The organism is Streptomyces sp. NPDC037290 (assembly GCF_055603245.1).
Genome location: NZ_JBVJVZ010000002.1, coordinates 360,292 through 384,472 on the forward strand (window position 1 = coordinate 360,292; position 24,181 = coordinate 384,472).

Here is a 24,181-nt window from a genome sequence, read left to right on the forward strand (position 1 = left end):
CTGCGGTCTCAACCGGCCGGACGGGTGGGCGCCGTGCCGGGCCGTGCGCGTCGTACCCTCGCCAGGTCCGTCAGGACGGGGCTCGCCGCCTTCAGCGTGCGCAGCACCGGGCTGGTTTCCAGCGTGTCGATCTCGCGGAGCGTACCGAGCCGCCGGGTGAGGTAGCGGTGCAGGTCGGCCGGGTCGCGGCACAGCGCCTGGGCGACCAGGTTGGTGCGGCCGGTGGTCGCGGCCACGAAGGCCAGCTCGTCATGGCCGGCCAGCGCGACGGCGACCTTCTCCAGGTCCGCCGGGCGCACCGACAGCCACAGCAGGGCCTGGGTCCGCACCCCGAAGAGCCCGGCGTCCACCTCCACGTCGAAGAACAGGGCGCCCGACGCGCGCAGTTCCGCAAGCCGCCGGGCCACGGTCGCGGGCGACCAGCCGGTCGCCCCGGCCAGCTCGCTCTGCCCGGCCCGCCCGTCCCGCTCGAGCGCGGCCAGCAACTCGGCGTCCTGCGGACCCGGTTGCCGTACCCCTTCCGCGCTCTCCCGGTACTCCAGGGCCGCCTGCTGCCGCTCGTCGAGCGCCTGGACACTGCGCCGCCATTTGGCGGGTCCGCCCACGTAGGTGTGCAGCATGCAGTGCGCGGAGACGGCGGTGATACCGCCGGTGCGCGGGACGTCGTGCAGCAGGAGGGAGCCGGCGGAGGAGTCGTCGGCCGGGGCGTGGATCACGGCGGTGATCTCCGTGCCCCCCGACGTCAGCTTCACCCAGGACGTGTCCGGCCGCCGCACCAGCGCCCCGGCGATGGCCTGTGCCGAGCGCGCCGTCGCCGTCAGCCGGACCAGCCACTGGGCGCGGCCCGCACGGTCCGGGTCGGCGAGACCCACCACGCGCAGCCCGGCCTCCGTGCGCAGCCGGCGGTAGCGGCGGGCCACGGTCTGCGCCGAGACCCCGAGCACCTCGGCGATCCTGCTGAACGGCGCCCGGCCGTCCAGGTGCAGGGCATGGACGAGGGCACGGTCGAGAGCATCGAGCATGCCCCCATCCTCACCCGGTCGCGCACGATCAGAGGTCGAACTCGTGCGGCGGCAGGTCCAGCGTGTAGCACGCCTCGCGCACCACGGCCTGCTCCGTCTTGTCGAAGTCGCCGTCCGCGCCGCCGATCACGATGCCGATCTGGATCACGGCCCGCGCCTCGGCCGGCTTCTTCTTCGCCTTCGCGATCTCCTGCAGCACGCTCACCTTGCCGAAGGCGAAGTCGGTCGTCAGCTTGTTCAGATTCTCCTCGAAACGGCGCCTCAGGTCGTCCGCCGGGAAGTTCTGCAACACCTCGTTCGTCGCGATGAGCTGGGCGACCCGCTGCCGCTCCGAGGGGTCCACGGTCCCGTCGGCGGCGGCCACGAGCGCGCACATCGCCATGCTCGCGTCGCGGAACGCGCCGCTCTTCAGGTCGTTCTTCTTCGCCACCAACTGGGTCTGCATCTGCGACGCCGACTCCTTGACGCGGTCCCACAGGGCCATGCGGCACTCCTCGTATCACTCGTGTTCGTGTCACCTGGGCTGCCGGGTGCTCCCCGCACACCGGCGGCAACTTCTACAGCACCGTAGAAACTCATGGGACACCCGGGAAGTTCCCGCCGACCTAGACTGAGTCCCCGCACACGGACCGAACAGAGACCGAACACAGGACGAGACAGAGGAAGGCGACAGTGGCGACAGCGCCCGGCACCGGCTACCAGGACCCCTCCGCCGAGGTGCTGACCGAGGCGGCCGCCGCCTTCGGACTGCTGGCCTCGCCCGCCCGGCTGCACATCGTGTGGACGCTGATCCAGGGGGAGAGCGACGTCACGGGGCTCGCCGAACGGGTCGGCGGCGCGCTGCCCGCCGTCAGCCAGCACCTGACCAAGCTGAAGCTCGCCGGACTCGTCCGCTCCCGCCGCGAGGGCCGCCGCCAGGTGTACTTCGTGGACGCCGCCGGACAGGCGGCCGTCATCGACGTCGTACGCCTGCTCCTCGGCCGGCTCGCCGAACGGAACGCGGCCGCCGCGCTCCCGGCCCGCCGCCTCCGGGGCCTCTGACCCCGTGTCCGGAACGCCCCTCCAGGTACTGCGGAGCCTGGACACCGGGCCACGCGGCCTCACCGACGCCGAGGCCGCGGCCCGGCTCGCCGCCCACGGCGAGAACACCCCGCCCCGCCCGCGCACCCCCTCCGCGCTCCGGCGCTTTCTGCGGGGCCTGCGCGACCCGTTCACCGCCGTGCTGCTCACCCTCGGCCTGGTCTCGGCGTTCGTCGCCTCCTGGGGCACCGCCACGGTGATCCTCGCCCTGGTCGCCGTCAGCTGCGCGCTGCGCGCGGCCGGGGAGCGCCGCGCCGACCGCTCGCTCGCCGCCCTGCGTGAACTGGTCGCCGGCACGGTCACCGTGCTGCGCCGCACCGACGACACCGCCGCGCCGCGCGCCCGGGAGGTTCCGGTGACCGACCTGGTCCCCGCCGACGTCGTACGGCTCGGCCCCGGCGACCTGGTCCCCGCCGACGTACGGCTGCTGCGCGCCCACGGGCTGACCGTGCGCCAGGACGCCCTCACCGGCGAGTCCACGCCCGTGCCCAAGGCCGCCGCCGACCTGCATGAGCCGCACACCGAGTCCCATCTGTGCTTCCAGGGCAGCGCGGTCGTGGCGGGCAGCGCCGGCGCGGTCGTCGTGGCGACCGGCGCACGTACCCGGTTCGCCGCCGCCCAGCGCACACCCGAGCCTCGCGAGCCCAGCGCCTTCGACCGGTCCGTGCACGGCATCGCCTGGGTGCTGGTGCGGTTCATGCTGCTCACCCCGCCGCTGGTGCTCATGGCGGGCGCGGCGCTGCGCGGCCGGGGCCTGCAGACCCTGCCGTTCGCCGTGTCGGTGGCCGTCGGGCTCACCCCCGAGATGCTCCCGGTGATCGTCACCACGTGCCTCGCGCGAAGTGCCGCGCTGCTGGCCCGCACCCGCCGGGTCGTCGTACGACGGCTGCCCGCGCTGCACGACCTCGGCGCGATCGACGTGCTGTGCGTGGACAAGACCGGCACCCTCACCCAGGACCGGCCCGTCGCCGCCCGCTCCCTCGGACCCGACGGCCGGGACGACCCGGAGGTGCTGCGCTGGGCGGCCGTCTGCGCCTGGTGGACGCTGCAACTCGCCGAACTGCCCGCACCGGACGCCCTCGACGAGGCCCTGCTCGACGTCGCGGGAGCCGTGGGGGAGGAGTACGACGGAATCGCCGCCCTGCCGATCGCCCCCGGCCGGCGTCTCGCGACCGCCGTCCTCACCGGCCGGCTCGGCCATCACCTGCTGGTCACCAAGGGGGCCGCCGAGGACGTCCTGGAGCGCTGCGCCCTGCCGGACGCCGAGCGGCAGCGGCTGCTGGCGCTCGCCGCGCGCGAGGCCGAGACCGGGCAGCGGGTGCTGGCCGTCGCCACGGCCGAACGACCCGCCCGCACCCGCCCCTGCACGCCCGCGGACGAACGCGGCCTCACCTTCCGCGGCCTGGTCACCTTCCACGACGAGCCGGCCCCCGGCGCGGCCGACTCCCTGCGCGCCCTCACCGCCCTCGGCGTCCACATCCACGTCCTCACCGGCGACCACCCCGCGACAGCGGCCCGTGTCTGCCGGGAACTGGGGCTGGAGGTCGGAGGGGCCCGCAGCGCCGGCACCGGGACGGCCGGTTCAGGGACCGCCACGGCTGGTGGAGGGCAAACCGGTGGGGGCGGAGCCGGAGCGGGGGCTGCGGCCGGTCCTGCGGGTGTCGACGAGGGCCCGGACCGTACCGGCGGGATTCCGGGCGCCGCACAGGGACGCCGGGGCGGGCCCGGTGCGCCGCCCGCCGGGGCCACCACGGTCGTGGCCCGCTGCACGCCCGAGGACAAGGCCCGGGTCGTCGCCGAGCTGCGTGCGGCCGGGCACACCGTCGGCTTTCTCGGGGACGGTGTCAACGACGTGCCCGCGCTGCTCGCCGCCGACGTCGGCATCGCGCCGCGCGGGGCCGTCGCGGTGGCCCGGGAGAGCGCCGACGTCGTGCTCGCCGAGAAGGACCTCACCGCCATCGGACACGCCGTCACCGCCGGCCGGCGCGGCAGCGCCAACATCGCCGCCTATCTGCGCGTGACCCTCTCCTCCAACCTCGGCAACGTCCTCGCCATGCTCGCCGCCGGACTGCTGCTGCCCTTCCTGCCGATGCTCCCGGTCCAGGTGCTCGCGCAGAACCTGTGCTTCGACGCCGCCCAGCTCGCCTTCGCCCACGACCGCCCCACCCCGCGCGAGCTGCGCCGGCCGACGGTGCTGCGGCCTCCCGCCTTCCTGCGGTTCATCACCGGCTTCGGGGTGCTCAACGCCGTCGCCGACCTCGCCACCTTCGGCGTCCTCGCGCTCGCCCTGCACGGCCCCGACGCGCTGGACGACCAGGCCGTGTTCCACTCGGCCTGGTTCACCGAGAACCTGCTCACCCAGGCGCTGGTCATGCTGCTCCTGCGCGACGGCCGGCGCCTCGCGTGCGGCGGCCGGCCCGGCCCGGTCGGCCGGGCCGCCGCGCTCCTCGCCGCCGTAGGGCTCGCCGTACCGCCCAGTCCGCTGGGCGCCGCGCTCGGCATGACCGCCCTGCCCGCCGTGTACCACCTGCTGCTCGCCACGGTGCTCGGCCTCTATGCCCTGGCCCTCACGGCGGCGAAGACCCGCCACGCGCGGCGCGGGCAGTAGTACGGGCCTCGGTGAGGGGACCGGGTGGCACGGGTCCCTGGCGACGCACACGGGTTGTACAGTTGCGCAAGACCGCAAGCATTCCCGAGAGGGGGGCGCTCATGCTCCGCAACGGACTCGAGCCCTGGCACCTGTTGATCGTCGCCGTCGTGTTCCTGCTGTTGTTCGGTTCCCGGAAACTCCCGGACACCGCGCGGGCGCTGGGCAAGTCCATGCGCATCCTCAAGAGCGAGGCGAAAGCGATGAAGGGGGAGAGCGGCGCCCCGGACTCCGCGGGCACGCCGGTCGTGGAGCCGTCGGAGGCCCGGTCGGCGAACGACGTCTCCCCGGCGGCGGCCGCGCGCACGGTGACGGAGCCGCCGACGAGCGCGGGCTGACGGACCGACGCCGCGCTGGTCGATCGGGGGGGGGTGCGGGGCCGTGGGCCGGTGGGGCCGTTGAAGGTCCTGTCGGCGAACGACGTCCCCCCGGCGGCCGCATGCACGCTGACGGAGGGGGCCGCGCTGGTCGTTGGGGGCCTGTGGCGCCGTGGGCCGTTGGGGGTCGTGTCGGCGAACGGTGTCCCCCGGCGGCGGCCGCGCGTACGGTGACGGTGCCCGTGGCGACCGCGGAGCCGCCGGCTGACGGACCGACGCCGCGCTGGTCGATCGGGGGGGTGCGGGGCCGTTGAAGGTCCTGTCGGCGAACGACGTCCCCCCGGCGGCCGCCTGCACGCTGACGGAGGGGGCCGCGCTGGTCGATGGGGGCCCGCGGCGCCGTGGACCGGCGGGGCCGTCGACGCGGTGCGCGGTCGCCCGGCGGATGCGGCCCGTGCCTGGCGGTGCCGCCTCGCACCGTCGGGCAACTGTGCTCGCCGGCACCGCCGCGCTGTCGGACCACCCTGCTGCCGGCACCGCCACACTGTCGGACGACCCTGCTGCCGACACCGCCACCCCGTCGGGAACCGTGCTCCCGGCACCGCCACCCCGTCGGGCAACCGTGCTCCCGGCACCGCCACCCCGTCGGGCAACCGTGCCCCCGGCACCGCCGCACCTTTCAGGCGGCCGTGCTCTCCGCCTGTTCCGCCGCCGCACCGGCATCCGCCCTCGCCTGCTTCCGGCGGGTGCGGCGGCTGACGCGTGGCTCCTGGTCGGGGAGCCAGCCGAAGGTGAGGCAGCTGCCGGTGACGCCCAGCAGGAGGCCGACGAAGAAGCCGCCCAGGTTGGAGGTGACCCAGGTGCCGAGGGAGACCAGGACGCCGGTGATGGAGTAGAAGAGCCGCTGCGAGGGGTTGAACAGGATCAGCAGCCCCAGCAGTGCCATCAGTGTCGGCAGCAGATAGCCGGCCACCCCCTGCATGCCGATGTGCGTCACGACCTTCAGTGAGGCCTTCTCGGTGAGCAGGATCTCGCCGCCGGCCAGGGCGAGCAGCAGCCCGCCCCAGAACGGCCGACGGGCCCTCCAGCCGCGGAAGGCGGCCCGCGCTCGGCGACGTGGACGGCCGGCCACCGCGATCAGCAACCCGAGTCGCTGAAGCGGAGCTTGAGGTCGGGAAGCCTGAACACACCCGCTGTGGTCGCGTAGTTGGTCTGCCGCAGATTGCCGATGTGCACGGTGTCGGCCTGCTGGCTGAAGACGCCGATCGGACCCTTGGCGTTCGCCTTGTTCAGCGTGCTGGCGTCGTTGCCGATCTCGATGTTCCTGAACGCCGCGTCGCCGGACAGCTCCGTGGAGTCGGTGGTGAGGTCGCGCGCGGTCACCTTGTCGGCACCGCTTCCCGCCGTGATCAGCAGGTTGGTGCCGCCGAGGTCGACGCTCTGGCACAGCTTGGTGAGCGTGGCGCGCTTGATCGCGGAGGTCACCACGAGCACCTGACCACCGCTGTCCCCGGCGTTCGGGCTGCCGTCCGCCATGTTGTCGAGGCCGCCGAACTGCTCGAAACCGGTTCCGTTGAGTTCCGTCGCGGTGACCGTGAACGGCATGCCGGAGACCGCGAACTGGACGCCCAGCGCCCCTTGGGCGGTGAGCACCGCGAGACCGGCGGCGACGAGCGTGGCGGGTACCGCCATCACCGCGGCCCGGCGGGCCCGGACCCGGCCCCGTCTCTGACCGCCGGCGGTCCCGGCGGCGTGCGGTGTGTCGGACGGTGAACCGTTTCCCGGGTTCTCGGGGGTGTTGCCGGCGGACGGGACGTCCGGGGACAAGGCCATGTCTGCTCCCAGGGGCATGGATCAGTGCGGGTCGGGCTTCAGCGGCGCGGTGTCCTGGCGCGGACAGCGACTGCCGCGTACGCCTCCTCGCACCCCGGCGGAGCAAGGGCTTTCTCGTTACGCGACAGTAGCCTGCGAGGAAGTTACCGCCGGTTACTTTGAGGGGTCAAGGGAGTTGTGAAAAAAGGGTGTCGGATGTGCGCGGGACGCGTTTGCGGGCCGCAACTCCCCCTGAACTCCTTGACGTTGACGGTTGATCAGGTCTACAACTTCCTCTGTTTCACGGATCCGTGGCGCCGGATCCGCCGAGCGGCACCGGCCGCGCTTCCCGGCCCTCTCAGCCGGTCGCTCACCTCAGCCCAGGGAAACCGATTCACACCGGTGCGGCCGCGCACGGTCATCCCCCCGGCCGTGCCCGGTCGTTTCCGGCCGTTCCCTGCCGGACCGGCCGAAGGTCCTTCCCCCGAGGCCTTCGGCCGGTGCCCGGGCCGCCGCCGTCGCCGGTCCGTCGCGTACGGAGAAGACGCCACGTACCTGCGCCGGCGGCACCACGCGCCCCACCTCACCTCGCGCCATGCTTCACGGCGCGCCCACCCCCCTTCCACCTCACCCGGACCCCACCCAGGAAAGAGGCACCCGCATGCGTACGCGATCCCTCCTCGCCCTCACCGGTACCGCCACGGCACTCGCCCTCGCGGTGGCCGCCCCGGCCTCCGCCGACGGCAGTGCCGTCCTCACCACGGGCAGCGCGGGCGGTGCCGCCGTCGCGACCGGCGACACCGTCACCGCGCCGCTGGCCTCCGGCACGTCCGCCACCCTCTACTCCAGCGCGACCGGTACCAGCGGTGTCAGGTGCACGTCGTCCCAGTTCACCGCCGCGGTCACCGGCAACCCGGCCGCCCCCGGCACGGCCACCGAGTCCGTGACCGGTCACTCCTTCGACAGCAGCTCCTGCACCAGCAACGTCACCGGCGTCCTCGGGGTCAGCGGCATCACCGTCGACAACCTGCCCTACACCGCGACCGTCGCCTCCGACGGCACCCTCACGGTCTCGCCGGCCAGCGGCTCCACCGTCCAGACCACGGTGAAGCTGCGCACCCTGCTGGGCACCATCACCTGCGTGTACCAGGCGCCCGGTCTGACCGGGAAGGCCGACAACACCGACAGCAGCATCAGCTTCACCAACCAGCAGTTCACCAAGTCCTCGGGCTCGTCGCTGTGTTTCGCAAACGGTTACTTCACCGCCAGGTACGCGCCCGTGACGGACGGAGGGGCCCGGGTCTACGTCAACTGAGGCGTCAGACAGGCAGGTTCAGCGACGCCGTAGCCACAGGGTGAGGGCGGCGCCCCCGGTGACCACCAGCACCGCGGCGGCGCCGCCCGCCAGCAGGGGCGTCGAGGGACCCGAACCCGCCCGCGTGCCCTCCGCCACCGGCGTGCCGGCGGTGGAGGGCACCGGTGTGCCGGTGTCCGCGCCACCCGCGCCCCGGGCGGCGCGCCCGCCCACGGCGGGAGCCGGCCGTGTCGTCCGCGCCGCCGGCCCCGCCGTGGCGTTCCCCGCCCCCGTGCTCTCCTTGCTTCCCTTCTCCGGGAACACCACGTCGGAACACGAGTAGTAGGTGTCCGGCGTGCTGCTGTTCTGCCAGACGGTGTACAGGACCTGACGTCCCGTCCGGTCGGCCGGCAGTGCCGCGTCGATGTGATACGCCCCGCTCCGCAGCGGCGGATCGGTGACCTGGGCGAGGGGTCGCTCCGGCAGATCGTTCCAGGTAAGCGGTTTCGCCGGGTCGTACCCGGGCTTGGTGAGGTACAGCCTGAACGTCCCGGTGTGCGCGATCGTCGAGGTGTACGTCATCGTCAGCCTGCCGCCGGGCGTGAGCCGGGTCGCCGGCCAGTCCCGCCGGGCCAGGTCCAGGCCCCGGTACGCCGGCAGGTTCCCGCTGCACAGTCTGCCGTCCGGAATCACCTGCCGGTCACGGCCGTTCACCCCCGCAACGCGCAGGTTGTCCCACGCCGTGAACGGAGCGCCGTTCGCCGCGACCGCTGCCCGGCAGGCGGCCGAGCGGGTGGCGGCACCGCCCTCGGGGGAACAGGCGTAGACCCGGCTCGCCGGGTCCGTGGGCGCCCCATGGGCCTGGGCCGACCCCGCCGCCCATGTCAGGAGCGGGATCGGGGCCGCGGCGGCGGCCGCCATGAGGGTCAGGCGGGCGGTCGTCCGACTCATCCGGGACGTCTCCTCGGCGGCGCGGGAACGGGGTCTGCGGCGTCCAGTACGACGGGGGCGCCCGCCGCGTTCAGTGACCGGCGCATCGGGTGATCCGGGGGGCGTGAAAGCACCGACCGGTTGGGATGTTTCGCGCCTCCTCCAAGACCCCGTTGAGGAGCCGCCCGTCACCCTCGTATCGTGGCGATCATGGATCCTGCACCCGCCGCCCGGCGGCAGCCGAGGGCAGCAGGCGACGAAGAGGGCAGTGGGGCGACGAAGGGGGCGGTGGGCCGACGAAGAGGCAGTAGGGAAGCGAAGGGGAGGAGCCGCTCTGGTCTCGTCCGTTCGCGGACCGCCGGGGAAGCGTCCGCCGTCGGATCCCCCGGTGACAGCTGTCGTGCCGCGGGCCCGTACCCGCGGACTCCCGCTGCCATTCGGTGAGTTATCGTGTGCAAGCGGTTAAAAACAAACCGCATGTCCCGTTCGTTCGAGCCGCGAGGAGGGGTTCCAGGATGGCGAGGCAGTTACGCGCCGAGCAGACCAGGGCAACGATCATCACGGCCGCCGCCGATCTGTTCGACCGGCACGGCTACGAGTCCACCAGCCTGAGCGACATCGTCGCACACGCGAAGGTCACCAAGGGTGCGCTGTACTTCCACTTCGCCGCCAAGGAGGATCTCGCCCACGCCATACTCGAACTCAACGCCAGGGCCGCGCAGAAGCTCGTCACCGAGGTCGACAGCCGTGGCTACTCCTCACTGGAGGCCCTGATGCGCACCACGTTCGGGATCGCCAGGCTCGCCGTGGAGGACCCGGTGCCCCGCGCCGCGCTCCGCCTCGCCACCGCCGACGTCGCCGTACGGCCACCGCTGCGGCACCCGTTCACCGAATGGCTGGACTTCGCCACCCGGAAGTTCACCGCGGCCGTCAGAGAGGCCGATGTGCACGGTGATCTCGATGTCGGCATCGTCGCGCACTCCCTCGTCTCCTTCTTCGTCGGCACCCGGGTCGCCGGCCGCTCGCTCGAACCGGTGGGTCGGCTTCCGCGCCGGGTCGCCGAGATGTGGCACCTCCTGATCCGGGGCCTCGTCCCGGTGCACCGCCGCCCCCGCTACGTCACCCTCGCCACGCAGCTGGAGCGGGAGGCCAGAACGGCCTGACCCCCGCGATACGGTGACGGACATGCCCGACACCCCGTTCGCACCCGTGATCCTCGGCAACGAACCCGGCTCGTTCCCGCACAGCGTGCTGGCCGAACGGCACCCGGCGATCATCGGTCAGGTACGGGACGCCTTCCCGTACGGCCCCGGACAGCGCCGCGCGCTGGACGAGCTGCTGACCAGCTGCACCGAGGGGACGGTCGAACCGCTGCCCGCCGCCGCCCCGGACGCGGACCGGTGGCAGGAGTGGGGCCTGACCGGCTGCGCCGGCCGCTCCTGGTACGACGTGCCGTGGCTGTGGTCCGAGAGCTACTTCTACCGCCGGCTGCTCGACGCCGTCGGCTGGTTCGGCCCCGGCGCCTGGCGGGGCATCGACCCCTTCCGCCCGTTCAAACGCGCCGAACTCGATGCGCCGGAGACCGACGAGGAACTGGCCGCGCTGGACATCCTGCCCGGCCTGCCCGAGGAGGAGCGGGCGCGCGCCCTGCTGCACGGCTCGCTGTGGGGCAACCGCGCCGACCTCGGCTTCCGGCTCTCCACCGAGGGCGCCGAGGCCAGGGAACCGGCCCCCGCGCTGGTGGCCGACGACAGCGAGGCCCTGTGGTCGCTGCTGCCGCCCGGCGGCTCGGCCACGCTCGTCCTGGTCGCGGACAACGCGGGCCGCGAACTCGTCCCCGATCTGCTGCTGATCGCCCATCTCCTCACCGAGGGCCGGGCCGCGCGGGCGGTGCTGCACGTCAAGCCGTACCCGTACTACGTCTCCGACGCCACGACCGCCGACGTCGTCGACGCGCTGCACCGGCTGCGCGCCGCCTCCGGCGCGGCCGCCGCGTACGCGCGCGTGCTCTGGTCGGCCATGGCCGACGGCCGCCTCGCCGTGCGCGCGCATCCCTTCTCCTGCGCCCCGCTGCCGTATGCGGAGATGCCGGACGACCTGCGCGCCGAATTCGCGGCGGCCACACTGACCGTGTTCAAGGGTGACCTCAACTACCGGCGTCTGGTGGGCGACCGGCTGTGGCCGCCGGCCACCCCCTTCCAGGAGACCACCGCCTACTTCCCCGGCCCGGTCGCAGCGCTGCGCACCCTGAAGTCCGACGTGATCACCGGACTGTCCGCGGCGGCCGAGAGCGCACTGGTGGCAGCCGAGGGCCGGCGCTGGCGTACCGGCGGCACGCACGCACTCATCCAGGTCGACGTCAGGTGACCTGGAACGGCAGCGCCTTGATGCCGTTGATGAAGTTCGACACGAGCCGTTCGGCCGGTCCGGCGAGCCGGAGCTCGGGGAGCGCCCGCAGCACCTCCGTGTGGAGCAGCCGTAGCTGCAGCCGCGCGAAGTGGGCGCCCAGGCACACGTGCGGGCCGTCACCGAAGGACACGTGCGGGTTGGGGGAGCGGGCGAGGTCGAGCCGGGCGGGATCGGTGAAGACCCGCTCGTCCCGGTTGGCCGAGGCGTGGAGGACCACCACCTTGTCACCGGCCCGGATCCGCCGCCCCGCCAGCTCGGTGTCCCGGGCGGCGGTCCGGCGGAAGGTCAGCACGGGCGGATGCCAGCGCAGCAACTCCTCCACCGCTTCAGTGAGTTCCGCCTTTCCGGCCCGTAGTGACTCGTACGCCGCCGGGTGTTCCGCCAGGGCCAGCAGACCGCCGGGGGCAGCGCTGCGCACGGTGTCGTTGCCGGCGACGGTGAGCAGGAAGAAGAACATCTCCAGCTCGGCGCCGGTGAGTTCGGCGTCGGCCGCGAGGGTGGTCATGACGTCGTCCGCCGGGTGCCGCCGCTTGTACGCGGCCAGCTGCCGCGCGTAGGCGAACATGTCCCTCAGCATCGCCGGGGAGCGTGGATTGACCGGTTCGCCTGCCTCGTCCAGCACCGGTGGACCGGCCTCGTCCGGGTCCTGGTAGCCGATGACCCGCTGCGTCCAGTGCAGCAGCAGCCGCCGGTCGCTCTCCGGAACGCCCAGCAGATCCGCCAGGTTGAGCAGGGCGTACTCGTCGGTGACGGAGGCCACCAGATCGACCGTGCCGTCCCCCTCCCGCGCCTGTCGCAGCGCCCCGGCGAGCAGGGTGCGGGCCCGCTCCCGGGCGAGCGCCGCGAACCGGTCGACGCGGCCCGGTGTGAACGCCCTGCTGACCAGGCGGCGCAACCGTCCGTGTCCCGGCGGGTCCTGATTGAGCATCATGCCGCGGATGAACGGCAGGTCCTCCGGATCCGGGTCGCGGATCTGGGTGGCGCCGAGGTGGGAGGAGTACGTGGCGGAGTCCTTCAGCACCCGGACGACGTCCGCGTGCCGGGTCACCGCCCAGAACCCCGGCCCGGCCGACCAGCCCAGCACCTCCGGCTCCTCCTGCCAGGCGACCGGATGGTGGTCGCGCAGCACGCGGTAGTCGTCGTGCGGCACACCGGCGGCATACCGGAGCGGATCGAACACGTCCGGCACCGGCAGCGCCTCACCCACCGTCACGCCGGCCCGCCCTCCCCGCCCAGGACAGCACCGCCGCCCACCGCACCCACCGGCCCTGCACCACCCGTGCGCCCCGCGCCGTCCGACCGATCCCCACGGGCGCTCCGCCCTTCGCCGGGCGGGCGGCCTCCGCTGACTGCGTGATCCTCGTCGGCCCGGTGGGCTCCGGCGCCCGCGCGATCTCCGCCGGTCCCCTGGCCTCCGGCGACCACGCGATCTCCGTCGGCCCCCCGGCCTTCGCCGGGCGGGCGGCTGCCCGCGCGCTCTTCCTCGGCCCCGTCGCCTTCGCCGGCCGCACGGTCCCTGCCGACCGGGTGCCCCGCGCCGCCCCGAGGCCCCGAGGGGGCAGGCCGGCCGTCAGCGGCCGTGCGTTCCTCGCCCGCTTCCGGTTCACCCGCGTCGGCCCGCAGGAAGTCCTCCACCACGCGGACGAGTTCCAGGGGACACTCGTCCATGGCGTAGTGCCCCGCGGACGTCAGGGCCACGAGCTCGGACCGTGGGTACCAGGACATCCAGGTCTGCCGCACGACCTCGGGCGAGAGGGCCGGGTCGAGGGCGCCGGCCACGGCCAGGGCGGGGACCTCGCTGCCCTCGACCTCGGCGTGGAAGTCCTCGCCCGCCCACGAGTCCAGCCAGGCCCGGAACGCCTTCGCGTCGCTGCGCTCCAGCGAGCGGGCGACCATCCGGTCCAGCCAGGCGGCGGGGCGCCGGCCCCCGGTGGTGAAGTCGATGATCGCGCGCCGGTTCTCCGGCCGGTGCGCGGCCTCCGTGAACAGCACGGCCTGCTCCCCGGCCAGCGGCAGGCCCGCCGCGGGCACCGGGGAGACTCCGACGATCCTGCGCAGCCGGTGCGGGGCGAGCCCGAGCAGCCGCTGTGCCACCGCGCCGCCCATGGAGTGCCCGAGCACCGAGAACCGCTCCCATCCCAGCCGGTCGGCCAACTCCAGCAGGTCCGTGGCCGCCTCGCCCGTCGTGTACGAGCCCGCCGCGTCCCGGGCCTCGCCGTAGCCCCGCAGGTCGACGAGTGCGTAGGTGAAGTGGGCGCGGTCGAGGTCCGGCAGGACGCCCGCGTAGGCGGACCGGTCGGCGAACCAGCCGTGCACGGCGAACACCTTGTGGGCGCCGTCGCCGTGCAGTTCATGGGGCAGCACGAAGGGGGTCATGCGCCTACCGTGGCCTGCGCGCGGGAGCACGGCAAGGGCAGGGGTGCGGTGCGGGGGCGGTTCACGCGATGGTGTGATCATGTCCCGTGCGGCGGATGCGCGTTGGGGGCCACGGGTAAGGCCCCGGCCATGACGCAGCCGTTCGAACTCCCGCACTTCTACATGCCGTATCCCGCGCGGCTCAACCCGCACCTCGAAGAGGCGCGTGCGCACTCCACCGGCTGGGCACGCGACATGGGCATGCTGGAGGGTTCCGGGGTCTGGGAGCAGGCCGACCTGGAGGCGCACGACTACGGCCTCCTGTGCGCCTACACCCACCCCGACTGCGACGGACCGGCCCTCTCCCTGATCACCGACTGGTACGTGTGGGTGTTCTTCTTCGACGACCACTTCCTCGACATGTACAAGCGCACCCAGGACCGCGCCGCCGGAAAGGCCCACCTGGACCGCCTGCCGCTGTTCATGCCGCTCGACGCCGCAACCCCCGTGCCCGAGCCGGAGAATCCGGTCGAGGCGGGCCTGAAGGACCTGTGGGCGCGCACGGTGCCGTCGATGTCCGTGGACTGGCGCCGCCGCTTCTCCGTGGCCACCGAGCACCTGCTCAACGAGTCGATGTGGGAGCTGTCGAACATCAACGAGGGGCGGATCGCCAACCCGGTCGAGTACATCGAGATGCGCCGCAAGGTCGGCGGCGCCCCCTGGTCGGCCGGGCTCGTGGAGTACGCGACCGCCGAGGTGCCCGCCCCCGTCGCCGGCACCCGCCCGCTGCGGGTCCTCATGGAGACGTTCGCCGACGCCGTCCACCTGCGCAACGACCTGTTCTCGTACCAGCGCGAGGTCGAGGACGAGGGCGAGAACAGCAACGGCGTGCTCGTCCTGGAGACGTTCTTCGGCTGTACGACCCAGGAGGCCGCCGAGACCGTCAACGACATCCTCACCTCGCGCCTGCACCAGTTCGAGCACACCGCGCTCACCGAAGTCCCCGCGGTCGCCCTGCAGAAGGGCCTCACCCCGGCCGAGGCCGCCGCGATCGCCGCCTACACCAAGGGACTGCAGGACTGGCAGTCCGGCGGCCACGAATGGCACATGCGCTCCAGCCGCTACATGAACAAGGGCGCCCGCCCCGGTTCGCCCTGGCAGCTGCCGAGCGGCCCCGGCATCTCGGCCGCCGACGTCGGCGCGCTCCTCGCCTCGGCCGCCCAGGAACGCCTGCGCGCCTACACCCACGTGCCGTACCAGCAGGTCGGCCCGTCCCTCCTGCCCGACTTCCACATGCCGTACGCGCTGACCCTGAGCCCCCATCTGGACGGCGCCCGGCGCAACCTCCTCACCTGGTCGCACCGCATGGGCATCCTCGAGGAGGGTGTCTGGGACGAGGACAAACTCGCCGCCTACGACGCTGCGCTGTGCTCCGCCGGCCTGGACCCGGACGCCACGCCCGAGGCCCTCGACCTCAGTGCCCAGTGGCTCGCCTGGGGGACGTACGGCGACGACTACTACCCGCTGGTGTACGGCCACCGCAGGGACCTGGCCGCGGCCCGGCTGGCCACGGAGCGGCTGTCGCGGTGCATGCCCGTCGAGGGCGAGCCGGCGACCGTCCCGGCATGCGCGCTGGAGCGGGGGCTCGCCGACCTGTGGGCGCGTACCACGGCCGGCATGACCGCCGGCCAGCGGCACACCCTGAGGGCAGCCGTGGACACGATGACCGGGAGCTGGGTGTGGGAGCTGTCCAACCAGCTGCAGAACCGCGTCCCCGACCCGGTCGACTACCTGGAGATGCGGCGCGCCACCTTCGGCTCGGACCTCACCCTGAGCCTGTGCCGGGGTGGCCATGGACCCGCCGTGCCGCCGGAGGTGTACCGCAGCGGCCCGGTGCGCTCACTGGAGAACGCCGCCATCGACTACGCCTGTCTCGTCAACGACATCTTCTCGTACCAGAAGGAGATCGAGTACGAGGGCGAGATCCACAACGCCGTCCTGGTGGTGCAGAACTTCTTCGGCGTCGACTACCCGACCGCGCTCGGTGTCGTACATGACCTGACGACCCAGCGCATGCAGCAGTTCGAACACGTCATCGCGCACGAACTGCCGGTGCTGTACGACGACTTCGGGCTGCCGGGGCAGGTGCGGGCCGCCATGGACGCCTACGTCCTCGACCTGCAGAACTGGCTCGCCGGGATCCTGCACTGGCACCGCGAGGTCGACCGCTACAAGGCCGGGTGGCTGGGCCGCCGGTCGCACGGCTTCCTGCCCGACCGGGCGCCCGCCGTACCGGCGCTGTCGTCCGGTCCGGTCCTGGCGCTCGGCTGACGGTCGGGGTCGGGGTCGGGGTCGCGGTCGCGGAATCTTCGCGTACGGAACCGGGCATTCTGGGAACTTCAGTGAGTCCTTGGGAGTCTTGTGGAGTAAGGGGAACAACAGACCACGAACACACGGGGGTGTTCGACCTTGACCGATGTGATCGACAGGTCCACCGAGGAGACGGCCGGGGCACCGGCTCCGGCGGTGGACGAACTGACGCCCTACATGGCGCCGTTGAGCGTTCCGCCGGTCCTGCGTCCCGCCGCGGACGACGTCCTGCGCGAGACCGAGATCGCCCTGCGCCCGACCTGGGTGCGCCTCCACCCGCAGCTGCCGCCGACCCTGATGTGGGGGTACGACGGGCAGGTGCCGGGCCCGACCATCGAGGTGCGGCGCGGCCGGCGGGTCCGCATCGCCTGGACCAACCGCATACCCAGGGACGGCGAGTACCCGGTCACATCGGTCGAGGTGCCCGCCGGTGCACCCGGCACGCCGCCCGCCTCCACCGAGCCGGGCCGTGCGGGCGTCGAGCCGAACAAGGACGTCGCCGCCCTGCCCGCCTGGACGGTGACCCATCTGCACGGAGCGCAGACCGGCGGCGGCAACGACGGCTGGGCGGACAACGCCGTCGGCCACGGCGACGCCCAGCTGTCCGAGTACCCGAACGACCACCAGGCGGTCCAGTGGTGGTACCACGACCACGCCATGAACATCACCCGGTGGAACGTGATGACGGGCCTGTACGGAACCTACCTCGTCCGCGACGACGAGGAGGACGCCCTCCGCCTGCCGTCCGGGGAGCGGGAGATACCCCTGCTCCTCGCCGACCGCAATCTCGACACCGACGAGGACGGCCGCCTCAACGGCCGGCTGCTGCACAAGACGGTGATCGTCCAGCAGCGCAACCCGGAGACCGGAAAGCCCGTCTCGGTCCCCTTCACCGGCCCGTACACCACGGTCAACGGCCGCATCTGGCCCTACGCCGAGGTGGACGCCGCCTGGTACCGCTTCCGGCTGCTCAACGCCTCGAACGCGCGCATCTTCGAGCTGGTCCTGATCGACGAGGACGGAGACCCGGTGCCGGGCGTGGTGCACCAGATCGGCAGCGACGGCGGGCTGCTGCCCCGCCCGGTGCCCATCGACTTCGACGGGGACCTGCCCACGCTGACCGCCGCACCGGCCGAGCGATTCGACCTGCTGGCCGACTTCCGCGGGCTGGCGGGCCGGACCCTGCGCCTGGTGAACAAGGGCCCGAACCAGCCGGCGGGCGTGCCCGACGCGGCCGGCGACGTGCGCCACCCGGACGTGCTGGAGTTCCGGATCGGCGAGACGTGCGCGCAGGAGGACACCTTCGAACTGCCCGAGGTGCTCTCCGGCTCCTTCCGCCGGCTCACCCACGACCTCCCGCACGGCCACCGCCTGATCCTGCTCACCCCGCCCGCCACCAAGGGCGCCGGCGGCCACCCCGAGATCTGGGAGATGACCGAGGTCGAGGACCCGAGCGGCCTGCGGCTCCCGGCCGACGGCATCGTGCAGGTCGCCGGGCCCGACGGCGCCACGAAGACCTACCGGCGCACCTCCCGGACGTTCAACGACGCCCTCGGCTTCACCATCGCCGAGGGCGGCTACGAACAGTGGAGCTTCCTGAACCTCGCGCCCATCGTGCACCCCATGCACATCCATCTGGCCGACTTCCAGCTGCTCGGCCGGGACGCCTACGACGTCTCGGGCTTCGACCCGGCCGTCGGCGGCACGCATACGCCGCTGCGGTACGACGCCGGCCGGGCGATCCCGCTCGCCCCCAACGAGCGGGGCCACAAGGACGTCTTCCGGGTGCCGGGCAGCCAGCTGCTGCGGGTGATGGGCCGGCTCGACGGGGCGTACGGCCGTTTCATGTACCACTGCCACCTCCTCGAGCACGAGGACATGGGCATGATGCGGCCCTTCGTCGTCATGCCGGCCGAGGCCCTGAAGTTCGACCACGGCGCGGCCCACGGCGGCCACGGGGAGGGGCACACGGGCTGAGCCGGCCGGGCCGTTCCTCAAGGGGCACCGGGCGGATCAGAGGGTGAGGCCGGCGCGGTGCGCCATCACGCGCATCGCCTCGTCCAGCGCCTTGCGGTGCTCCTCCGTCAACCCGGCCACCAACTCCTCGTCCAGGATCCGCGCCAGGGATGTGCAGCGGTCCAGCAGGCGCTGCCCCTCCTCGGTGAGTGTCAGCACCTGCCGTCGGCGGTCCAGCGGGTCCCGGACCCGCTGGACCGCGCCGAGACCCTCCAGGTGGTCGGCCAGCGACACCATCAGGCTGGGCGCGACCCCCATCCGCGCGGCCAGTTCCTGCTGGGACGCCACGGCGGCGAGGCCGAGCGCGGCCATCAGGCCGACGTGCTTCGGTTTGAGACCCAGTCCCTCGATCTCCCGCGTGAACCGGTCGGTGGCCACCGTGCCGAGAGTGCCGAGCCTGAACACCACGGTCGAGGTCAGGCCCGAGGCGTCGCCGGCCTTCGCCCCGTTGACATCGCTCATGCCGAGAATGGTAGCTTTAAAAAACCATTCACAGTAAGAATGATTCACGGGGAGACGTGACCGTTGAACTCGTCCACCGCCCAGGCCGTCCTCATCGCCGCCAACGTCCTCGCCTCCCTCGCCTCGGCCGGCTTCTGCATCGCCGGAATGGTCAGGCCTGGCCTCGCCCTGCCCGAGGGCACGGCCGTCAACGGGGGCACGCGTCTCTACGCGCACGCCTACGGAGCCCGGGTGCTCCCCCTCGCCGCCGTCACCCTCGCCCTGTTCGCCCTGGGGGACCGGTCCGCCGTCGCCCCCGTTCTCACCGTCGCCGGCCTGGCCCAGATCGGCGACTCCGCGATCGGCGTACAGCAGCGCAACAGGGGCATGACCGTCTCCGCCGGCCTCCTCGGTGTGCTTCACCTCGCGTCGGCCTGGTGGTTCCACACGCACTGACGGGTGGGCATCCCCGTGCGGTATGGCTACCCTGCGCCACCCTCCGGCCATTCTCACTCGTTCGAGTCTCGTCGCGGCCCGGCGCTCCGGGTAGAGCACAGCCGGAGGCGAGCGAACCATGGAACACACTGCGTTGCGTCCCAAGCCGATGCCCGGTCGGGACCCACGGCAGGACGGCGGCACCCCCCGACCGGCCCACCGCCCGCACGCCGCGCGCCGCCGCCGACGGCGGTTGCGGACCGTGCTGTTCGGCCTGTGCACCGGCACCCTGCTGGTGCTGTCCGGCGTCGGTATCGGCACGGTCGGCGCCACGGTGATCGGCATGAGCCGGCTCGCGGAGCTGCAGCGCCAGGCCCCGCCCGCCGCACCGCCGGCCCGGGTCACGCCCTCCGCCGCCCCGAGCCCCGCTCCGGCCGCCGCCACGCCCGGGGCGACCCTCGGCGTCGAGGCCGTCGACGCCGAGAAGGCGGGCGCGCTGGTCGTCGGCGTGCACGTGCCCGGACCCGGCTACGCGGCGGGCCTGGTCCGCGGGGACGTCCTGCTGCAGTTCGGCTCGGCCCGCGTGGACACCGCCGCCGACCTCGCCCGGGCCGTCGCCCGGACCAGGCCCGGAAAGCCGGTACTCCTCACCGTGCGTCACAGGGCCGGGGGCTACCAGCAGTTGACGGTCCTTCCCGGAACGGTGATCTGAGCGGGGGCGGTGCGAGCCCCGCCCCGCGCTCCCTCTCGGTCACTCCGGGAAACCCGCTGGTCACCATCCGCACCACGCGCCATGATGGCCCCATGCCGAGTCCTTTCTGCGCCGACCGCCCCGCGGGGAGTACCGGCGACCGGCTCGCGCGACCCTGTCCGGCCGGGCAGGATGCTGCCCGAGACGCCGTCGCCCGTTTTCCCACCCGCGCCCGGAGGCCCGGATGACCGGTAGTACGCCCGCGCCCTTCACCGCCGCCGACCACAGGGCCCGCATGGAGCGCGCCGCGCGCTCGGCGGCCGAGGCCGGCCTCGCGGGACTGCTCGTGGCACCGGGACCGGACATGGTCTGGCTCACCGGCTACACACCGACCGCCGTCACCGAGCGGCTCACCGTGCTGGTCCTCACCCCCGGCCACGACCCCGTGCTCGTCGTGCCCACGCTGGAGGCACCGGACGCCGAACACGCCACCGGCGGGTCCGCGCTCACCCTGCGCGACTGGACCGACGGCAAGGACCCCTACGCCGTCACCGCCGCCCTCCTCGACGACCACGGCCGGTTCGGTATCAGCGACAACACCTGGGCCATGCACCTGCTGGGCCTGCAGCGGGCCCTGCCCGACACCTCCTACGCCTCTCTCACCGACGCCCTCCCCATGCTGCGCGCCGTCAAGGACGCCGCGGAACTGGAACTCCTCGCCGCCGCCGGAGCGGCTGCCGATGCAACGTTCGAGGAGATCCGCAAAGTTCCCTTCGCCGGCCGCCGCGAGTCCGAGCTCGGCCAGGACCTCGCCGGGCTGCTGCGCCGCTTCGGCCACTCCCAGGTCGACTTCACCATCGTCGGCTCGGGCCCCAACGGCGCGAACCCGCACCACGAGGTCGGCGACCGCGTCATCCGGCACGGCGACATGGTCGTCCTGGACTTCGGCGGCCTGAAGGACGGCTACGGCTCCGACACCACCCGCACGGTCCACGTCGGTGAGCCCACCGAGGAGGAGCGCCGGGTGCACGACGTCGTGCGCGAGGCCCAGGAAGCGGGCTACCAGGCCGTACGCCCCGGCGTGGCCTGCCAGGAGGTCGACCGCGCCGCACGTGCGGTGATCAGCGACGCCGGGTACGGCGCGAACTTCATCCACCGCACCGGGCACGGCATCGGCGTCACCACGCACGAACCGCCGTACATGATCGAGGGCGAGGAACAGCCCCTGGTGCCCGGCATGTGCTTCTCCGTGGAGCCCGGCATCTACCTGCCCGGCCGCTTCGGGGTGCGCATCGAGGACATCGTCACGGTGACCGAGGGCGGCGGCCGGCGCCTCAACAACACCACGCGCGACATGGTCATAGTGGACTGAGACACCACCGAGCGACCCAGGGGAAGACACCCTCGACGGCATCCAGGACATCCAGGAACGGCGACGCGCGATCCATGACCCAGGCACCGACACCCACCGAGGACACCGTCCGCAGGCTGGTCCGCTCGCTGCTCGATGAGGGCGGCAACGGCACCGCGGGACCCGATGTGCGGCCTGTGACCGAGGGCCGCGCGCACACGTGGTGGGTCGGCACCCGCCATGTGCTGCGCCTCGCACCCGACCGCGAGTCCTCCGCGGCCCGCCGCCGGGAACTGCGCCTGCGCGACCTGGTGCGCCCGCATCTGCCGGTCGCCGTCCCCACCAGCGTCGCGCACGGCGACTGGGCGCCCGGCCTCGCCTACACCCTGGACACCAAGGTGCCCGGCGGTACGGCCGACGAGCACGACGTCTCCGCCGTCGGCGAGGCCGACCTCGCGGGGCTGCTCACCGGGCTGCGCGCGGTGCCCGCACGGCAGGCCGAGACGCTCGGCGTGTCACGCACCGCCCCGCGCTCCCTGGAGGCGCTGCGCCGCATGGCCGTGCACGCCGCCGAACGGCTCGCCGCCGCCGACGAGTTCGACGCCGCCCGGCTCCAGCAGCTGACCCCGCCCGGCGCGGTGCAGCTGGCCGCGCAGCCCGGCACCACCGTCCTCACCCACCACGGCCTGACCGGCGAGCACGTGGTGGTCAGCGCCGACGGGCGGGTCCGCGGCATCCTGGACTGGACCCGGGCGGCCCTGGGCGATCCCGCCGAGGACATCGCCGGGCTCGCCGTCGCCGTCGGCTCCCCGGCCGCCGTCCGCGCCGCCACCCTGGCCGGCTACGGCGCCCGCCCCTGTCTGCGCGGCCTGTGGCTCGCCCGGTGCGACACGGTCGTCCGGCTCGCCGGCCGTCTGGAAGGCCGTGCGCCCGGCGCCCTCCCCCTGCTCCGCGCCCAGCTGCGGCGGGCCTGGGAGCCGATCCTGCTGGAGCGGCTGTCGGACTTCAAGGAGGAGGAGCCGGAGCCGTAGCGCCCGTCCGCCGGGCGGCTCGGGACCGTGGGCGGCCACGGGTCCGCCGCGGGGCCGCGCGCCGTTGCCCGCGTACCGTCCGCGCGCTTCTCACGGCTGGGCCAGCACCACGCACGACTCCCCGGGTACCTGGAGCATCCCGTCCGGTCCCGGAAGCTCCACCGGCTCCCACGCCGCCAGGACGACTGCCCGGCGCGTGCCCAGCGGGATCGACGCCGGCTCCTTGCCGAGGTTCACCACCACCCGTACGTCGCCGCGCCGGAAGGCCAGCCAGCGGGCCTGCTCGTCGTAGGCCACCTTCGTGTCGGCCAGGTCGGGGTCGGTGAGGTCGGGCTGGTCGCGGCGCAGTGCGATCAGCCGGCGGTACCAGGCGAGCACGCGCGCGTGGGGCTCACGTTCCGGCTCCGACCAGTCGAGGCAGGACCGCTCCCGGGTCGCCGGGTCCTGCGGGTCCGGTACCTCCTCCTCGGCCCAGCCGTGCGCCGCGAACTCCCGCCGCCGGCCCCGCCGTACCGCCTCGGCCAGCTCCGGATCGGTGTGGTCGGTGAAGAACTGCCACGGCGTGCCCGCGGCCCACTCCTCGCCCATGAACAGCATCGGTGTGAACGGCGAGGTCAGCGTAAGCGTCGCCGCGCAGGCCAGCAGACCGGGGGAGAGGCGGGCGGAGAGCCGGTCGCCCTGGGCGCGGTTGCCGACCTGGTCGTGGGTCTGGCTGTAGCCGAGCAGCCGGTGCCCGGACACCCGCGCGCGGTCCAGCGGACGGCCGTGGTGCCGGCCCCGGAAGGACGAGTACGTGCCGTCGTGGAAGTAGCCGCCGGTGAGCGTCTTGGCGAGCGCGGCGAAGGGAGCCCGCGCGAAGTCGGCGTAGTAGCCCTGGGACTCGCCGGTCAGGGCGACATGAAGGGCGTGGTGGAAGTCGTCGTTCCACTGCGCGTGCAACCCGAGGCCGTGCTCCGCGCGCGGGGTGACGAACCGCGGGTTGTTCAGGTCCGACTCGGCGATCAGGGACAGCGGCCGGCCCAGCTCCTCGGCCAGTGCGTCCACGGCCGCCGACAGCTCCTCCAGGAAGTGGCACGCGCGCGTGTCGTACAGCGCGTGCACCGCGTCCAGGCGCAGCCCGTCGGCCCGGTAGTCCCGCAGCCACGCCAGCGCACTGCCGATGAGGAACGCCCGCACCTCGTCGGAGCCCGGCGCGTCCAGGTTCACCGCCGAGCCCCACGGCGTGTGGTGCGTGTCGGTGAAGTACGGCCCGAAGGCGGGAAGATGGTTGCCCGACGGGCCCAAGTGGTTGTGCACGACGTCGAGGACGACACCGAGGCCGAGTTCGTGCGCCCGGTCGACGAAGCGTTTCAGCGCCTCGGGACCGCCGTACGGCTCGTGCACCGCCCACAACGACACCCCCTCGTAACCCCACCCGTGCCGCCCCGGGAACGGACACAGCGGCATCAACTCCACGTGGGTGACGCCCAGTTCCACCAGATGTTCCAGCCGGGCGGCCGCCGCGTCCAGCGTGCCCTCGGCGGTGTACGTGCCCACGTGCAGCTCGTACAGCACCGCACCCGGCAGCCCGCGCCCCGCCCACCGCGTACGCCACCGGTAGCGCCCGTGGTCCACGACGGCGCTCAGCCCGTCCGGGCCGTCCGGCTGGCGTCGCGAACGCGGGTCGGGCCGCACGGGACCGTCGTCCAGCGCGAACCCGTACCGGGTCCCGTCCGCGGCCTCCGCCTCCCCGCTCCACCATCCCGCGCGTCCGGGATCGCGCCTCAACGCGCGCGTGCCGCCCCCGCAGTGGAGCGTCACTCGGTCTGCCTGCGGTGCCCACACCTCGAACTGCACGGACGGTTCCCCTTCGTCTGTGGTCTCTCGCCTGCTCACCGTGATGTCCCGCGTCCCCATCGTGCCCGCCCGGGCGATCAATCCGCTTTCGAATCCACCGTTTCCCGGTGGGTGTCGTGGAAGTACGCGCGGACCGGGGGCGAT

20 protein-coding genes and 1 pseudogene are annotated in these 24,181 nt (G+C 73.3%); 12 read left to right on the forward strand and 9 right to left on the reverse strand.

What is annotated here, in order from left to right:
* Positions 1-8: 8 nt before the first annotated feature.
* Together ACZ7HQ_RS07330 and ACZ7HQ_RS07335 are read right to left on the reverse strand one after the other, a co-directional pair.
* On the reverse strand, positions 9-1,022 hold the full coding sequence (locus ACZ7HQ_RS07330; protein ID WP_470985925.1) for an Lrp/AsnC family transcriptional regulator: 1,014 nt from the start codon (positions 1,020-1,022) through the stop codon (positions 9-11).
* 28 nt (positions 1,023-1,050) lie between these two features.
* On the reverse strand, positions 1,051-1,506 hold the full coding sequence (locus tag ACZ7HQ_RS07335) for a tellurite resistance TerB family protein (RefSeq protein ID WP_470985928.1): 456 nt from the start codon (positions 1,504-1,506) through the stop codon (positions 1,051-1,053).
* A gap of 188 nt (positions 1,507-1,694) precedes the next feature.
* On the opposite strand from ACZ7HQ_RS07335, the gene ACZ7HQ_RS07340 reads away from it, so the two are divergent.
* The 3 genes from ACZ7HQ_RS07340 (at position 1,695) to tatA (ending at position 5,087) form a co-directional block, all read left to right on the forward strand.
* Positions 1,695-2,063 (forward strand): ArsR/SmtB family transcription factor, encoded by a 369-nt coding sequence (locus ACZ7HQ_RS07340; protein ID WP_470985931.1) that lies wholly within the window; start codon positions 1,695-1,697, stop codon positions 2,061-2,063.
* A 4-nt stretch (positions 2,064-2,067) separates the two neighbouring features.
* The gene (locus tag ACZ7HQ_RS07345) at positions 2,068-4,710 is read left to right on the forward strand and encodes an HAD-IC family P-type ATPase (protein ID WP_470985933.1); all 2,643 of its coding nucleotides are present in this window, start codon (positions 2,068-2,070) and stop codon (positions 4,708-4,710) included.
* 101 nt (positions 4,711-4,811) lie between these two features.
* Positions 4,812-5,087, forward strand: a complete 276-nt coding sequence (gene tatA, locus ACZ7HQ_RS07350) for a Sec-independent protein translocase subunit TatA (protein WP_470985937.1) — start codon at positions 4,812-4,814, stop codon at positions 5,085-5,087.
* Between the two features lie 658 nt (positions 5,088-5,745).
* On the opposite strand, the gene ACZ7HQ_RS07355 is transcribed toward tatA, so the two are convergent.
* Complete coding sequence (locus ACZ7HQ_RS07355) at positions 5,746-6,198, reverse strand: DUF6114 domain-containing protein (RefSeq protein WP_470985940.1); 453 nt, start codon at positions 6,196-6,198, stop codon at positions 5,746-5,748.
* A gap of 5 nt (positions 6,199-6,203) precedes the next feature.
* The gene (locus tag ACZ7HQ_RS07360) at positions 6,204-6,899 is read right to left on the reverse strand and encodes a DUF6230 family protein (protein ID WP_470985943.1); all 696 of its coding nucleotides are present in this window, start codon (positions 6,897-6,899) and stop codon (positions 6,204-6,206) included.
* A gap of 640 nt (positions 6,900-7,539) precedes the next feature.
* Between ACZ7HQ_RS07360 and ACZ7HQ_RS07365 the strand changes: the two genes are divergently transcribed.
* The gene (locus ACZ7HQ_RS07365) at positions 7,540-8,193 is read left to right on the forward strand and encodes a Tat pathway signal sequence domain protein (protein WP_470985946.1); all 654 of its coding nucleotides are present in this window, start codon (positions 7,540-7,542) and stop codon (positions 8,191-8,193) included.
* Between the two features lie 18 nt (positions 8,194-8,211).
* On the opposite strand, the gene ACZ7HQ_RS07370 is transcribed toward ACZ7HQ_RS07365, so the two are convergent.
* The gene (locus tag ACZ7HQ_RS07370; protein WP_470985949.1) at positions 8,212-9,123 is read right to left on the reverse strand and encodes a lytic polysaccharide monooxygenase auxiliary activity family 9 protein; all 912 of its coding nucleotides are present in this window, start codon (positions 9,121-9,123) and stop codon (positions 8,212-8,214) included.
* 494 nt (positions 9,124-9,617) lie between these two features.
* Here ACZ7HQ_RS07370 and ACZ7HQ_RS07375 point away from each other — a divergent pair, with 494 nt between their 5' ends.
* On the forward strand, positions 9,618-10,265 hold the full coding sequence (locus ACZ7HQ_RS07375) for a ScbR family autoregulator-binding transcription factor (protein ID WP_470985952.1): 648 nt from the start codon (positions 9,618-9,620) through the stop codon (positions 10,263-10,265).
* A gap of 22 nt (positions 10,266-10,287) precedes the next feature.
* Entirely contained in the window at positions 10,288-11,469 is a 1,182-nt protein-coding gene (locus ACZ7HQ_RS07380; RefSeq protein ID WP_470985955.1) for a damage-control phosphatase ARMT1 family protein, read from the forward strand.
* Here ACZ7HQ_RS07380 and ACZ7HQ_RS07385 read toward each other — a convergent pair.
* Positions 11,462-12,724 (reverse strand): cytochrome P450, encoded by a 1,263-nt coding sequence (locus ACZ7HQ_RS07385; protein WP_470985958.1) that lies wholly within the window; start codon positions 12,722-12,724, stop codon positions 11,462-11,464. The two genes, ACZ7HQ_RS07380 and ACZ7HQ_RS07385, sit on opposite strands and share 8 nt — an antisense overlap.
* Before the next feature lie 389 nt (positions 12,725-13,113).
* Positions 13,114-13,887: pseudogene (locus ACZ7HQ_RS07390) on the reverse strand (alpha/beta fold hydrolase); the annotation flags it as partial.
* A gap of 129 nt (positions 13,888-14,016) precedes the next feature.
* Between ACZ7HQ_RS07390 and cyc2 the strand changes: the two are divergent.
* Positions 14,017-16,197 carry a germacradienol/geosmin synthase Cyc2 gene (gene cyc2, locus ACZ7HQ_RS07395; protein WP_470985961.1) on the forward strand — a complete coding sequence of 727 codons (2,181 nt, stop codon included), beginning with the start codon at positions 14,017-14,019 and terminating at the stop codon, positions 16,195-16,197.
* A gap of 138 nt (positions 16,198-16,335) precedes the next feature.
* Positions 16,336-18,213, forward strand: a complete 1,878-nt coding sequence (phsA, locus tag ACZ7HQ_RS07400; protein ID WP_470985964.1) for an O-aminophenol oxidase PhsA — start codon at positions 16,336-16,338, stop codon at positions 18,211-18,213.
* 36 nt (positions 18,214-18,249) lie between these two features.
* On the opposite strand, the gene ACZ7HQ_RS07405 is transcribed toward phsA, so the two are convergent.
* A complete protein-coding gene (locus ACZ7HQ_RS07405) occupies positions 18,250-18,714 on the reverse strand; it encodes a MarR family winged helix-turn-helix transcriptional regulator (protein ID WP_470985966.1) in 465 nt (154 codons plus the stop codon).
* Positions 18,715-18,777: 63 nt separating this feature from the next.
* Between ACZ7HQ_RS07405 and ACZ7HQ_RS07410 the strand changes: the two genes are divergently transcribed.
* The 4 genes from ACZ7HQ_RS07410 (at position 18,778) to ACZ7HQ_RS07425 (ending at position 22,201) form a co-directional block, all read left to right on the forward strand.
* Complete coding sequence (locus ACZ7HQ_RS07410; RefSeq protein WP_470985969.1) at positions 18,778-19,149, forward strand: hypothetical protein; 372 nt, start codon at positions 18,778-18,780, stop codon at positions 19,147-19,149.
* 118 nt (positions 19,150-19,267) lie between these two features.
* On the forward strand, positions 19,268-19,840 hold the full coding sequence (locus ACZ7HQ_RS07415; protein WP_470985972.1) for a PDZ domain-containing protein: 573 nt from the start codon (positions 19,268-19,270) through the stop codon (positions 19,838-19,840).
* A gap of 223 nt (positions 19,841-20,063) precedes the next feature.
* Positions 20,064-21,191, forward strand: coding sequence for an aminopeptidase P family protein (locus tag ACZ7HQ_RS07420; protein WP_470985974.1), 1,128 nt, complete (start codon positions 20,064-20,066; stop codon positions 21,189-21,191).
* Positions 21,192-21,265: 74 nt separating this feature from the next.
* A complete protein-coding gene (locus ACZ7HQ_RS07425; protein ID WP_470985976.1) occupies positions 21,266-22,201 on the forward strand; it encodes an aminoglycoside phosphotransferase family protein in 936 nt (311 codons plus the stop codon).
* Between the two features lie 90 nt (positions 22,202-22,291).
* On the opposite strand, the gene treZ is transcribed toward ACZ7HQ_RS07425, so the two are convergent.
* Positions 22,292-24,037, reverse strand: coding sequence for a malto-oligosyltrehalose trehalohydrolase (treZ, locus tag ACZ7HQ_RS07430; RefSeq protein ID WP_470985979.1), 1,746 nt, complete (start codon positions 24,035-24,037; stop codon positions 22,292-22,294).
* Between the last annotated feature and the right edge of the window lie 144 nt (positions 24,038-24,181).

Bases quoted from the DNA above. Each gene is read 5' to 3' on its own strand.
- ACZ7HQ_RS07330 (WP_470985925.1), bottom strand. From the start codon at position 1,022: ATGCTCGATGCTCTCGACCGTGCCCTCGTCCATGCCCTGCACCTGGAC.
- ACZ7HQ_RS07335 (WP_470985928.1), bottom strand. From the start codon at position 1,506: ATGGCCCTGTGGGACCGCGTCAAGGAGTCGGCGTCGCAGATGCAGACC.
- tatA (WP_470985937.1), top strand. From the start codon at position 4,812: ATGCTCCGCAACGGACTCGAGCCCTGGCACCTGTTGATCGTCGCCGTC.
- ACZ7HQ_RS07360 (WP_470985943.1), bottom strand. From the start codon at position 6,899: ATGGCCTTGTCCCCGGACGTCCCGTCCGCCGGCAACACCCCCGAGAAC.
- ACZ7HQ_RS07365 (WP_470985946.1), top strand. From the start codon at position 7,540: ATGCGTACGCGATCCCTCCTCGCCCTCACCGGTACCGCCACGGCACTC.
- ACZ7HQ_RS07370 (WP_470985949.1), bottom strand. From the start codon at position 9,123: ATGAGTCGGACGACCGCCCGCCTGACCCTCATGGCGGCCGCCGCCGCG.
- ACZ7HQ_RS07375 (WP_470985952.1), top strand. From the start codon at position 9,618: ATGGCGAGGCAGTTACGCGCCGAGCAGACCAGGGCAACGATCATCACG.
- ACZ7HQ_RS07380 (WP_470985955.1), top strand. From the start codon at position 10,288: ATGCCCGACACCCCGTTCGCACCCGTGATCCTCGGCAACGAACCCGGC.
- cyc2 (WP_470985961.1), top strand. From the start codon at position 14,017: ATGACGCAGCCGTTCGAACTCCCGCACTTCTACATGCCGTATCCCGCG.
- ACZ7HQ_RS07405 (WP_470985966.1), bottom strand. From the start codon at position 18,714: ATGAGCGATGTCAACGGGGCGAAGGCCGGCGACGCCTCGGGCCTGACC.
- ACZ7HQ_RS07415 (WP_470985972.1), top strand. From the start codon at position 19,268: ATGGAACACACTGCGTTGCGTCCCAAGCCGATGCCCGGTCGGGACCCA.
- ACZ7HQ_RS07420 (WP_470985974.1), top strand. From the start codon at position 20,064: ATGACCGGTAGTACGCCCGCGCCCTTCACCGCCGCCGACCACAGGGCC.
- ACZ7HQ_RS07425 (WP_470985976.1), top strand. From the start codon at position 21,266: ATGACCCAGGCACCGACACCCACCGAGGACACCGTCCGCAGGCTGGTC.